This is a genomic window from Jiella avicenniae (genome assembly GCF_021390325.1).
Lineage (GTDB): Bacteria > Pseudomonadota > Alphaproteobacteria > Rhizobiales > Rhizobiaceae > Jiella > Jiella avicenniae.
The window spans coordinates 118075-130486 of sequence record NZ_JAJUWU010000011.1 but is presented as its reverse complement, the minus strand read 5'-3'; the positions used below and the strand labels follow the sequence as shown (position 1 = coordinate 130486).

Here is a 12412-nt window from a genome sequence, read left to right as displayed (position 1 = left end):
CTCCCGAAACTCCGCTGAATAGGGCGCTCTTGTTCTTGGCACTCGGACACTCTCCTTTGAAAGTCAGATCGTGTCCACAAAACCGGGGGAACTCCATCCGACGGCTTGCCAGCCCATGCTGCGAAGCATGCCGCCTGCCAGGCCTTGAGGCTCACCGGGCCTGTCCGGTCAAGCTCCCGCAGGCGAGCGGTAGCAACGTCGGTGTCCGTTTGTTCGTATCGCTTCTGCTTCTCCTCGCCTTCACGGATGTCCGACTCCGTCGTAGGGCGGACGTCTCGGATCACCTGCAGGTCGAGAGTGCCTCGAGAAGTCTCGAAAGGATGACCAGCGATCTCATAGCGGAACGCCGCGCCAGTTGGCCCGTCGCGACGCTTTTCCACTGTCAGGCTGGTGAAGCCTGCGCGCTTCTCAGCACGGATCACTGAATCGGAGCGATTGAAGAAAACCCCGCTCCCGGTTGGCTGCCTGCCCCCGCCCTTTCCGGGATGGTGCAGCACGAGGACGCCAGCTTTCACCCCTTCCTGGATGGTCTGCAGGGCCCGCATGATCTTCGTTGCGCCAGACGCCCTGTCCTGGTCCTCCTCAGGGAAGGCCGCTGAAAGCGTGTCGACTATGATGAGCCTGACCGGCTCGCCAGTTAACTCAGCCATCTGCTTCGCGGCCTCAGGAACCGTCATCTCAGGTTCGTCGAAGCGCTTTACGGCGACATGCGTTGTGGTTGGATTGAGCCCCGCGGCCTCGCACGCCGCTGCCAGCCGATCGAGAACGCCGAAATGATCCTCGGCGGTCAAGTAGATGACGCCGCCTTTCGACACTGGGATGCCAGCCCAAGGCGAGCCGGATCCAACTGCCAGCGCCATGTTGATGGCGATGCCTGTCTTTCCACAGCCGGAGGGTCCGAAGAGAAGGCTCAGGCCGTTCGGGATCACGCCCTCGATTATGTGGCGGTCGCGCGTCCCCGGCGGGCTGCGGACGTCCTGCACGATGTTGCCGAGGTGCCTGATGTAGGACGAGCGCAGGATGTTTCCCTGCACTGCGACCAATGGCGCCCGCTCCACGGCGGACGCCTCCTTCGTGGCCGTGCTCATGCCGCTTCCTCCGGCAAGCGGCCGGAGGCCAGGGCCGTCGCCATCATGAACGCCTCGCGCAGGAAGTAAGCGTGGTCGTCCAGAACGCTGAGGACCGATGCCTTGAACTTCTTCCGGCTCCGAAGATCGCTCCACGGTTTTGACGTGTCTGCGAGCACTTGCTCCGCGCAGTCCAGCATCTCCAAAATCTCGTTCGCGCAAGTGGCATACGCCTCATCATTCGGCGCAGCCGCGAGGCTGTTCGCCAAGTCCAGCGCGACCCCGACTCGAAGGGTAATGAGGTCGGCTTGGCGAAGGTGGTCGGCGAAGTGCCAAAGCGTCGCCTTTTTGGGGGCCTCGCGGATCTTGTCCGCGCTACGCTGCGTCGCCGCGAGACGGATGGCGAGACCTTCGACCACCTCCGCGGCGAGTTCCGCGACGTGCTTTCCAACGGAAGCGCACTCGCGAATGGAGACGGGGAGAGACGAGCCAGCCATTACGCCGCCCTCCCCGCGTCACGGGCGGCGATGCGCGCCTTGATGAAGGCCTCAAGCTCTGACGCGACGAAGCCCTTTCGGCCGGCAGAGATGGTGATCGGCCTCGGGAAGGTCGGATCCTTGCCCATCTGCCAGAGGGTCGTGCGCGACACCCCCAGCATTTGGCATGCTTCCTTTATGCTCTTGAGTTCCATGACGTTTGTCTCCGTGCTTCTCAATACGGAGACGTTAGGACCAATGCGGATGCGTCCGTAACCAGAACTAGCCGGTCATCTGCTTTCTAGTTTTGTACAGGGTTTCCTTGATGTGGCGGGGAAGGTTCTTGGCCTTCCTCGACTTTGCTGCCGTAAGGGCCGGTTCTACGACCCTCTCAATGAACGTCATGGCGGCGTTGTCGCGGCTTTCCGACATCTTGAGCGCGGAGAATTCGATACCGTGAGCTTTCGCCCACACGTGCGCAATTTGCACAATGAACCCGGTCTCGTGCTCTGCGGAACTCGTTTGGCCGCGGTTTGCATCGACCCCTCGCCAAGTCGAAATCAGAAGCGAAAGCGCCTCCTCCATCCTTTGCAGGTTCTTGACTGTCGAAGCCACTTCGCAATCCACCGAGGCAAAAATCCCCCTGTTTTGCTCAAGCGTACGGATCGTCGTCCGGACCGCGGCTAACTTCCGCCCCCAGTCGTCGAGATAGCGCTTTGTGATCTCCCTATTTTCGTAATCGACGGCAATTCCGAAACCGAGCACTGCGGCTTGGACGCCCCCGCACGCTTCCTCTCGAGCATGCGCAGGGAGATCAGCGCATAGTTGCTCAATCGTGCAAACGTCATAGAGGTGGAGAATGGAGCCGATCATGCGGCGTTCCCTGCCGCAAACGGCGCAATCTTCCCAGGCTGCCTTTCAACAACCGAATCGAGATGCTCAGCCCACATCGCGAGTGCGCGACGCTTCTCCGGCTCATACTTCGCCCGATTATAAATGCCGGCGACGCCAGCGCGGAAGCCGCTGATGTGGTTGAGCACCGCCTCAACGATATGCGGAAGGATGCCGATGTCGCCCATCATGGTCGCGACGGTCCGGCGGATGTCGTGGGGCGTCCATCGCTCTTCGAGGATCTGGAGCTTCAGTTTCGCCGCCTTGGCTATAGCGTTGCTCTCGAGCGGTTCGCCGGTGCGAGTGAAAAGGGGCGCCAAGGCTTCGTCTTCGGCCCGTCGCATTGCCTGCTCCACCACGGCGAGCGCGGCCGGCGAAAGTGGCACCACGTGCGTCAGTCCGTTCTTTGTCCGCTCGCTGGGGATCGTCCAAAGCGCCTTGTCGAGGTCGACCTCGCCCCGCCTCATTCCGCAGACCTCACCGCTTCGCTGGCCGGTGAGGAACAGGAGTTTAAACACCTCGACCGTTACAGGTCGCAGTGCGGCATCCGGCAGCGCTTTCCAGACGCGCCGCACCTCGTCGGCCGACAGCACCCGATCGCGTTGGACGGGCTTAGCTCGAGGTCGGATACCCGCGGCCGGCGAGACTTCAAGATACTCCTCGTCTACAGCCCAGCCGAACATCTTCCGCACCACCGCCAGGGTGTGCGTCGATTGCGTGAGCTTACCGGCCTCAGCCTTGGCGTCGATGATGTCGAGCAGGTCGCGGCGCTTGACGGCCACCGCTTTCATGCGTCCGATTATTGGCAGCACGTCCACCCGTAGGACGCGCTCATCTTCGGCCCAGCTCTTCTTATTCCGCTTGGCGTAGCGCTCGACGTAAAGTGCTGCGAGATCGGCAACCGTCATGGCTTCACGACGCGCGCGCTTGTCGCCGGCAGGGTCTAAGCCGTCCGACACCGCTGCCACGGCATCCAATGCCTTGCGACGCGCCTTCTCAAGCGACAGCGCAGGAAACTTGCCAAGGGTGACTCGGCGCTTCTCTCCGTCTGCCTCTCGGTTGTAGACAACGGTCCAAGCCTTGACGCCCGTCGGCGATACTCGGAGCACCAGCCCACGGACGACGTCGTCCCAAAAGTCGGTGCGGGTTTCAACCTTGACGGTCTCAACGAAGCGGGTTGTAAGGCTCTTGCGCGGCATCTCGACCTACCGATATTTTTTCGGTTTCTGAGGCCGGGGTTCCGACAGGGTTCCGGAACCACTAAACTCGATCGAACGGCCTCTGACGAGAGAGAACACGGAAGACCTTGAATATCAAGGCATATGGCCGCTTATTCTTGTTCATTCCAGTTTCTATCAGTTCCGTCAGAGGCCACTTTTAATCTGTAGGTCTTGGGTTCGAGTCCCAACGCGCCCACCAAATCCCCTTTTGTCCGGCCCGGACACGCAGGTGACGGATCGTCCGCCGATCGGAGCGATCGTGTGCATTACTTCACTCGGCCTTACGGGATCGTAACCCAACCGGCATATCCCTTCCCGGGAACCCTTGTCGCTTCCGGGAGCAGGAGCACGCGTCGGTGCAAATACGGCTCGAAGACTTTCTGATCGCCCTCGTCAACGACCTCGGCGTGTTTGCACTGTTGACGCTCGGCTATGGCACGATTCTCGGCCATCTCGAGCGTGGACCGCTTCGTTTCGGCTGCATCGGCTGTCTGTTCGGGGCCGGCGCCGGTTTCGCCATGGTGAGCGGGACCGAATTTCCCGGCGGGACACTCATCGATGCGCGCGGCGTCATGCTGGCTCTGTCGGGGCCGATCGGCGGTCCGCTGGCCGCCGTGGTCGCGTCCCTCGTGGCGAGCCTCGTCCGCTTCCTTCTGGGCGGCGACGGCATGACGGTCGGCATCGTGTTGATCTGGCTCACCGCCGCGCTCGGTCTCGCCTTCGCCCGGATCGTCACCCCCGGCGGCCGGCCGAGCAAGACGCGGCACTTCCTTTATCTCGGTCTCCTCATCTGCCTGCCCTCGCTGACCTTCTTCGCAAGATCGCTCGGCGGAGAGCTGGGCGACGGATTCGGCGAGGTGGCCATGCGGGTCATTCTGCCCCTGTGCATCGCCAAGGTCGTCGGGGTGCTCGCCCTCGGCCGGTTCATCGCCGGCACCCGCAAACGATTCATCGCCACGCAATTGCTGGAGCACCAGGCGCTGCTCGATCCGCTGACCGGCCTTGCCAACCGCCGAAGCCTCGAGCGCAACAGCGACGCGATCATCGATCGCGCCCGCCGCCGCAACGAACCCGTCGCCGCCCTGGTCATCGACATCGACCACTTCAAGCGCGTCAACGACCGCTTCGGTCACGAGATGGGGGATACGATGCTGAGGACGGTCGCGGCCACCATCCTCGCCAATCTGAGAGCCGGAGACGCGGCTGCGCGCTACGGCGGGGAAGAGATCGTCGTGCTCCTGCCCCGGACCGGCGCGGCGGAGGCCTCGCGGATCGCCGAACGCATCCGCGCCGCGATCGGTCGGGAGATCCATCACCTAGCCGGCACGCCCCAGACCCTCACCGTGAGCATCGGTGTATGCTCCCACCGCGGCGACGATCTCAACTTCAAGACCCTGTTCAAGGCCGCCGACGAGGCGCTCTACCGGGCGAAGGACGGCGGCCGGGACAAGGTAGAGGTGGCGCGGCAGATGCAGGCGGCGGCATAGGAAGACAAACGAAGATCGGACAGGTCGCCCGGTCTTTTGGAACGTCGAAGGCGCGTCTCGCCGCCGGGCTCGCCAGAGCGGCGCCCGACCGCCCTTCGCCGGGATCGTCGGCATTCTCGCCCTCGTCCGCATCCGCTCAGCCCTCGGGCGGAAAGCGCCAAGGCCTGTCCCAGCCTTCCGCGAAGACGAGATCTTCGAGCGACAGGCGCTTGGCCCAGCGGCGCGCCTCGAGTTCCGGCCGCCGGAACAGCCGGTCGACATAGCCGACGCAGAGATAGGCGACCGGAACGACGCGATCGGGCAGCCCCAGCACCGGCCGCAGATCGTCCGGCTCGAAGATCGACACCCAGCCGACGCCGATCCCTTCGGCCCGCGCGGCGAGGAAGAGGTTCTGCACGGCGCAGGCGGTGGAAAGGAGATCGGTGTCGCGCTGGTGGGTGCGGCCGAGCACCACCTTGCCGCCCCGCTCGCGGTCGCAGGTGATGCAGAGGTTGAGGGGCGCCTCGACGATGCCTTCGAGCTTCAGGCGCTGATAGGCGGCGGCGCGCTCGTCCTCGAACATCGCCGCCGCCTCCGCGTTGCGCCGCATGACGATGTCGCGGATCCTCCTGCGCGTCTCTATGTCGCGCAGGACGATGAAGTTCCAGGGCTGCATCAGTCCGACGGACGGCGCATGATGAGCGGCCTCGAGCAGCCGCGCGAGAACGGCGTCCGGAACGTGCGTCGGCAGGAACTCGCCGCGCACGTCGCGGCGAGTCTCGATCGCCCGATAGACCGCCGCCCGCTCGGCCTCAGAGAACGGCCCGGCGGCGGCCAGCTCTCCTGCCGCAAGGCCCCGATCGGGAGAGCCGTCGGCCGCCTGCGCCCCAGCGGCGTCCTCGTCCCGATCCGTCCCGCGGCCGCCCTTCGCCCGGTCCGCGGTCAGAACTCGATCCCCTTCTGCGCCTTCACGCCGGCGCGGAACGGATGCTTGACCATCTCCATCTCGGTGACGAGATCGGCGAGTTCGATCAGCTCGTCCTTGGCGTTGCGGCCGGTGACGACGACGTGCTTGTCCGCCGGTTTGTTCTTGAGGAAATCGATCACCTCGGCGAGGTCGAGATAGTCGTATCTGAGGACGATGTTCATCTCGTCGAGCAGAACCATCTGGTGCTCCTCGTCCATGATCATCGCCTTCGCCCGCTCCCAGGCGGCCTTTGCGGCGGCGATGTCGCGCTGGCGGTCCTGGGTCTCCCAGGTGAAGCCGTCGCCCATCGCCGTCATCGTCACCCGGTCGGGAAAACGTTCGAGGATCTTGCGCTCGCCGGTTTCCCACTTGCCTTTGACGAACTGCACGACGCCGACCTTCATGCCGTTGCCGAGCGCCCGGAAGACGAGGCCGAAGGCCGCCGTCGACTTGCCCTTGCCCTTGCCGGTGTGGACGATCAGCAGCCCCTTCTCGATCGTCTTGGTTGCGAGGATCTTGTCGCGCGCCGCCTTCTTCTTCTTCATCTTCTCGGCATGGCGGGCGTTCAGCTCCTCCTCGCTCATGCCGTCGGTGATCCTCGTGCGCGCGGGCGTCTCGTCGCTCATGCCGCCTTCTCCGGTCGGTTGGGTTCGTTCTCGGCAAACAGCTTGGCGAAGAACAGCCGCTCCTCGCCCTTCGGATAGTTCGGCAGCCGGCCGAAGGGGCGGTAGCCCATCGCCGCGTAGAAGCCGGGCGACTGGAAGGAATAGGTGTCGACCCAGACGCCGGTGCAGCCGTCCTCCCGCGCCACGGTTTCGGCCCGTTCGACCAGCGCCCGGCCGAGGCCCCGGCCGCGCCAGCGCTCCGGCACGGCGAGGATCTCGATCCACATCCAGTCCCAGTAGATCTGGGCGATCAGCCCGCCGTCGACGTCGTCCCCGTCCTTGAGAACGAAGGTGATGAAGCGCGGCGCGAAGGCGAAGTTCTTCGCGGTGGCGAATTCCGCCAGCGGCGCCACGATCCGGGCGCGCGTTTCGGTGTCGGCAAGTTCGATTCTCTCGATGATCGGTGTCATCGAAGCGTCATGGGGCGGGACCGGCATCGCTTCAAGATCCCTCGCCCGCTGGCGCGGCCGGCAAGAGCGCGGCGCGGGCGGAATTCGACCGCGGCGACCAGAGGCCGCGGTCGATCGCCTCGGCGAAGCGATCGCGGATCTCGGCAAGCGCCGCGGGGTTGTTCTCGGCGAGGAAGTCGCGCACCGCCTCGTCCATCAGGAAGGCATTCCAGGCGGCCTCGAAATGATGGTCGCGCACCGCACCCGTCGTCGCGGCGAAGGCGAACATGTAGTCCAGCGTGGCAGCGATCTCGAAGGCGCCCTTGTAGCCGTGGCGCATGACGCCGGCGATCCATTTCGGATTGACCACCCGGGCGCGCACCACCCGGCCGATCTCCTCCTCCAGCGTCCGCACCACCGGGCGCTCGGGCCGCGAATGGTCGTTGTGATAGACCACCGGCCGGGCGCCGGAGAGATGCTCGACGGCCGCCGTCATGCCGCCCTCGAACTGGTAGTAGTCGTCGGAATCGAGCAGGTCGTGCTCGCGGTTGTCCTGGTTCTGGACGACCGCCTCGATGCCCGAAAGCCGCTGCTCGAAGGTCTGCCGCTCGGCCTCGCCCTCGGCATCGGCACCGTAGGCATAGGAGCCCCAGACGAGATAGCTCTCGGCAAGATCGGCCTTGTCGTCCCAGCCCTTCTCGTCGATCAGCGCCTGCAGCCCGGCGCCGTAGGCGCCGGGCTTGGAGCCGAAGATGCGGAAGCCGGCGCGTCGGCCCGCTTCGTCCTCGCCGACGCCCGAAGAGACGAGCGCCTCCTTCTCGGCCCGCATGCGCGCGGCGATCGGATTGTCGCTCTCGTCCTCCTCCAGCGCCCCGACGGCCCGGATCGCCTTGTCGTAGAGCGCGATCTGGTCCGGAAAGGCGTCGCGGAAGAAGCCGGAGATGCGCAGGGTGACGTCGACGCGGGGCCGGTCGAGTTCGGCGAGGGTGACGATCTCGTAGCCCGTCACCCGCCGCGACGCCCGGTCCCAGACGGGCTTTACGCCGATCAGCGCCAGAGCCTGCGCGATGTCGTCGCCGCCGGTGCGCATGTTGGAGGTGCCCCAGGCGGTAAGGCCGAGCGCGGTCGGCCATTCGCCTTGGTCCTGGAGGTGGCGGGTGACGAGCAGTTCCGCCGATTTCCTGCCCAGCGCATAGGCGGTCTCGGTCGGCACGGCTCTGGTGTCGACGGAATAGAAGTTCCGGCCCGTCGGCAAGACGTCCGGCCGCCCCCGCGTCGGCGCGCCGGAGGGCCCGGGCGCGACGAACCGGCCGGCGAGACCGGCGAGGAGGCCGGCGATCTCCGAAGGTCCGGAAGAAACGACCGCGGGCTTCAGCGTCGCTTCGACCGCATCGACGACGGCGCGCGTGGACGACCAGTGGACATCCGGTGGACGGTTTCCCGCCATCAGGCTGGCCGCCAGGAGTTCCAGCCGCTCGACGGTGTCGCCGACGGTGCGCCACGGATCTGTGGAGAGCGCCTGCAGAACCTGTGGACGAGGGCCGGTCCAGGGCGCAGCCATGTCGCAGTCGAGAGGATCGAAGTGTGGACGGCTCGTGTCGGCGGCGTCACCCCCCTCTGCCCTGCCGGGCATCTCCCCCACAAGGGGGGAGATCGGCGCTCGTTCGAGGCCCGCGCCCTGTCGTCTGACGGTTTCGACGAGCTTTGCCGGTTCAGAAAAAGCGTCGCCATCCCCGCCGCCCGATCTCCCCCCTTGAGGGGGAGATGGCTGGCAAGCCGGAGGGGGGTGCCCGGCACCGCCGTCGAAGGAAACGGACCCGCCCAGCCCCAGATCCGCCGCCAGCGCCCGGATCAGCGAGGCGTCGCCCGGTTCGCCGCCGCGCGGCAAACGCGCCAGCGCCACCACAAAATCCGTCAACAACCGTCCCGCGGGCGCGACGCCGAAGACGTGCAGTCCGTCGCGGATCTGCATCTCCTTCAGCTCGCAGAGATAGGCGTCGAGCTTGGTCAGCGCGCTGTCGTCGGCCTCGTCCGCGCCGATGCCGGCGTCGTGGTCGAGCCCGATGTGGCGGACGAGGTCGAGGATCTCGGTCTTCAGGAGGCTCACCCGGCGCGGGTCGCCGCCGGCAGCCTCGTAATATTCGTCGACGAGGGCTTCGAGGTCCTTCAGCGGGCCGTAGCTCTCGGCCCGCGTCAGCGGCGGCGTCAGGTGGTCGACGATCACCGCGGAAGTCCGGCGTTTCGCCTGCGTCCCCTCGCCCGGATCGTTGACGATGAAGGGATAGAGATGCGGCAGCGGGCCGAACACCGCCTCGGGAAAGCAGGCCTCCGACAGCGCCAGCGCCTTGCCCGGCAGCCATTCGAGATTGCCGTGCTTGCCCATGTGGACCACGGCGTCGACCTCCGCGACGTCGCGCAGGAATGCGTAGAGCGCGAGATAGTTGTGGGGCGGCACGAGGTCGGGAGAGTGATAGGTCTCCTTCGGATCGATGTTGTAGCCCCGCGCCGGCTGGATGCCGACCAGCGTCTTGCCGAAACGCGCGAGCGGCAGCGCGAAAGCCGGCTTACCATTTGCTTCGACGACGAAAGGATCGGCATCCGGCGCACCCCATCGCGCCAGCACGGCGGTTCGGACGGCTTCCGGAAGCCGATCGAAAAACGACCGATAGGCATCGAGCGGCATCGTCTCGCGGATTTCGCGAGCCTCCCGCCCGGCATTGGTCGGCCCTTCCATCAGATGCGCGATCAGCGCGTTGCCGTCGGTCGGGACGTCGGCGACCGGATAGTCCGCCGCCCGCATCGCCCGCAGAACCTCGACCGTCCCGGCCGGCGTATCGAGGCCGACGCCGTTGCCGAGGCGCCCGTCGCGGTTGGGATAATTGGCGAGAAGGATCGCGACGCGCTTCTGCGGATTCGGCTTCCGTCGCAGCCGCGCCCAACGCGCGGCGAGGTCGGCGACGAAACCGACCCGGTCCTTGACGGGCCGGTGCGCGACGATGTCGGTCTCGGTCAAAGCGTCCCACTCGCCGGCCGACTTGAAGGCGATCGCACGCGACAGCACCCGCCCGTCGAGCTCGGGCAGCGCCACGCTCATGGCGAGATCGCGGGCGGAAAGACCCTGGCTCGAATCCCGCCAGCCCGCCTCGGAGCCGGATGCGAGGACTGCCTGCAGGACGACGGCGCCGTTCTCTTCCAGGACGGTCGGCGCGCGCTCGGCTCCGGCGCCGGCGGAGGGCGAAGAGACGGCGAAACCGGTGAGGTTGACGACGACGTCCGGCTGACGCCGGGCGAAGAGCGCGCGGACGGTTTCGATCGAGACCGGGTCCTTCAGGCTGGAGACGTAGACGGGGAGAACGTCGAGGCCGCGCTCAGCCATGGCGGTCGCCAAGACCTCTATGGGCCCCGTCTGGCCGCTCTGGACGAGGGAGCGGTAGCAGACGATGGCGGCGAGGGGTTTTTCGGCCGTCTCATCGTCCAACCTGCGGAACGACGATCCTGCGGATGTCGCGCCCTCCGCACCCGCGCCGCCGCCTCCGGCAAACCCGACCACCCCCGCCTTCAGAAGCGGCGTCGCCTCGCCCGGCCAATCCCCCTCGCCCAGCACGGCCCGGCAGCCCTGCAAGAACCAGTCGGCATTCGCCGGACCGCCCTCCACGAGATACCGCCACAGCCGGTCGCGCTGTTCGAGCGGGATCGTCGTGTAGGCGTCGAGCGCCGGGTCGGGCTTGTCGTCGCCTGGGATGACCGCGAGCCGGCCGCCGGTCGCTTGCGCGTTGGCGAGCAGCGCGTCGAGGCCGTAGGGCCAGTAGGCCCGTCCGCCGAGCAGACGCACGACCACCAGCCGGGCCCGTTTCAGGGTTCGTTCGACATAGGTGTCGACCGACATCGGATGCTTGAGGCGCAAGAGGTTGGCGAGGCGCAGATCGCGCGCGCCGAGGCTCTGCCGCCGCGCCGCCGCGGCGAGCGCGGCGATCTCCGTGTCGGCGGCGGAAAGGAAGACGATCTCGCCGGGCGACTGGCCGAGATCCACCGCCTCGCCGCCGTCGTCGATCGCGCCCTTCTGGGCGAGGAGGAGATGCAAGCCGCCGGCCCCTATTCGGCCGCGGTCGCCGAAGCGTTTTCGCCGGCCGCGAGCGCTTCGATCCGCCGGGCGATCGTCGCGCGAACGTCCTCGTTCAGCCCGTCATGGAGGCCGATGACGACGAGCCGCGTCGCCCGCGTCTCGTCCTTGCGCCAGGGCCGGTCGAAATAGGTCTCGATGCGCTCGCCGACGGCCTGGACGACGAGGCGCATCGGTTTGCCGGGAACGTCGGCAAAGCCCTTCAGCCTCAGGATGTCGTGCTCGCCGATCAGCGCCTTCAGACCCGCGACGAAAGCGGCCTGGTCCCCGAGCGGCCCGGTCTCGGCGACGAAGCTCTCGAACTCGTCGTGATCGTGCTCCTCACCGCCCTCGTGCTCGATCTCGTGGTGGGACTTGCGGTCGGCGATGAGATCCTCCGTGCCGGCGGCGATGCCGAGGAGGACGTCGGCCGGCAGCTTGCCGTTCTCGGCGGCGATGGTCTTCACCGTGCGGGCAGTCGCCGCGGCGGTCTCCTTGCGCACCCGCTCCAGCGTGTCGCGATCGATCAGGTCGGCCTTGTTGAGAACGACGAGGTCCGCCGCGCGGATCTGGTCCTCGAAGAGTTCTTCGAGCGGGTTGTCGTGGTCGAGGCTCTCGTCGGCCGCCCGCTGGGCGACGACCTTGTCCTCGTCGTCGGCGAAGCGCCCGGCCGCGACGGCCGGCGCGTCGATGACGGTGACGACGCCGTCGACCGTCACCTTGGTCTTCACCTCCGGCCAGTTGAAGGCGGCGACTAGCGGCTGCGGCAGCGCCAGGCCGGAGGTCTCGATGACGATGTGATCGGGCAAAGTCTCGCGTTCGAGCAGCCTGGTCATCGCGGGGATGAAGTCGTCGGCGACGGTGCAGCAGATGCAGCCGTTGTTCAACTCGACGACGTCGTCCTCCGAGCAGGTCTCGATGCCACAGCCCTTCAGGATGTCGCCATCGACGCCGAGATCGCCGAATTCGTTGATGATCAGCGCGATCTTCCGCCCGCCGGGGTTCTGCAGGAGGTTGCGGATCAGCGTCGTCTTGCCGGCTCCGAGAAAGCCGGTGATGACGGTGACGGGAATTTTCTGCGCAGGCATGTCGTGCCTCCTTGAATCGGGTGGTGCCGGGGACGGCCGGCGAAACGCCGGCTCCCCGGTCATTCGGAAGGGCCGGGAGCGCTG

11 protein-coding genes are annotated in these 12412 nt (G+C 66.4%); 1 reads left to right on the top strand and 10 read right to left on the bottom strand.

Features of this window, described 5'->3' with window-relative positions; genetic code table 11:
* From LZD57_RS13085 to LZD57_RS13065, 5 genes are all read right to left on the bottom strand, one after another.
* Positions 1-1088 (bottom strand): AAA family ATPase (locus LZD57_RS13085; protein ID WP_233719919.1); only part of this gene is annotated, 1088 nt, incomplete at its 3' end.
* Positions 1085-1564, bottom strand: coding sequence for a hypothetical protein (locus LZD57_RS13080; RefSeq protein ID WP_233719918.1), 480 nt, complete (start codon positions 1562-1564; stop codon positions 1085-1087). The genes LZD57_RS13085 and LZD57_RS13080, both read right to left, overlap by 4 nt.
* Positions 1564-1758: a helix-turn-helix transcriptional regulator gene (locus LZD57_RS13075; RefSeq protein ID WP_233719917.1), complete on the bottom strand. Its 195-nt coding sequence runs from the start codon at positions 1756-1758 to the stop codon at positions 1564-1566. The genes LZD57_RS13080 and LZD57_RS13075 overlap by 1 nt, the downstream gene beginning before the upstream one ends.
* Positions 1759-1825: 67 nt before the next feature.
* Complete coding sequence (locus tag LZD57_RS13070) at positions 1826-2416, bottom strand: hypothetical protein (protein ID WP_233719916.1); 591 nt, start codon at positions 2414-2416, stop codon at positions 1826-1828.
* A complete protein-coding gene (locus LZD57_RS13065; protein WP_233719915.1) occupies positions 2413-3633 on the bottom strand; it encodes a tyrosine-type recombinase/integrase in 1221 nt (406 codons plus the stop codon). Before LZD57_RS13065 ends, LZD57_RS13070 begins: the two co-directional genes overlap by 4 nt.
* A gap of 377 nt (positions 3634-4010) precedes the next feature.
* Here LZD57_RS13065 and LZD57_RS13060 point away from each other — a divergent pair, with 377 nt between their 5' ends.
* Positions 4011-5141, top strand: coding sequence for a diguanylate cyclase (locus LZD57_RS13060; protein ID WP_233719914.1), 1131 nt, complete (start codon positions 4011-4013; stop codon positions 5139-5141).
* Between the two features lie 136 nt (positions 5142-5277).
* Here the strand turns inward: LZD57_RS13060 and bluB are convergent, their stop codons facing one another.
* From bluB to cobW, 5 genes are all read right to left on the bottom strand, one after another.
* Positions 5278-5958, bottom strand: coding sequence for a 5,6-dimethylbenzimidazole synthase (bluB, locus tag LZD57_RS13055; protein WP_233719927.1), 681 nt, complete (start codon positions 5956-5958; stop codon positions 5278-5280).
* 104 nt (positions 5959-6062) lie between these two features.
* Positions 6063-6671: a cob(I)yrinic acid a,c-diamide adenosyltransferase gene (gene cobO / locus LZD57_RS13050; protein WP_233719926.1), complete on the bottom strand. Its 609-nt coding sequence runs from the start codon at positions 6669-6671 to the stop codon at positions 6063-6065.
* Between the two features lie 38 nt (positions 6672-6709).
* Complete coding sequence (locus LZD57_RS13045; protein WP_233719913.1) at positions 6710-7162, bottom strand: GNAT family N-acetyltransferase; 453 nt, start codon at positions 7160-7162, stop codon at positions 6710-6712.
* A gap of 31 nt (positions 7163-7193) precedes the next feature.
* Complete coding sequence (gene cobN / locus LZD57_RS13040) at positions 7194-11222, bottom strand: cobaltochelatase subunit CobN (protein WP_233719912.1); 4029 nt, start codon at positions 11220-11222, stop codon at positions 7194-7196.
* Positions 11223-11233: 11 nt separating this feature from the next.
* Positions 11234-12328 (bottom strand): cobalamin biosynthesis protein CobW, encoded by a 1095-nt coding sequence (gene cobW, locus LZD57_RS13035; protein ID WP_233719911.1) that lies wholly within the window; start codon positions 12326-12328, stop codon positions 11234-11236.
* Between the last annotated feature and the right edge of the window lie 84 nt (positions 12329-12412).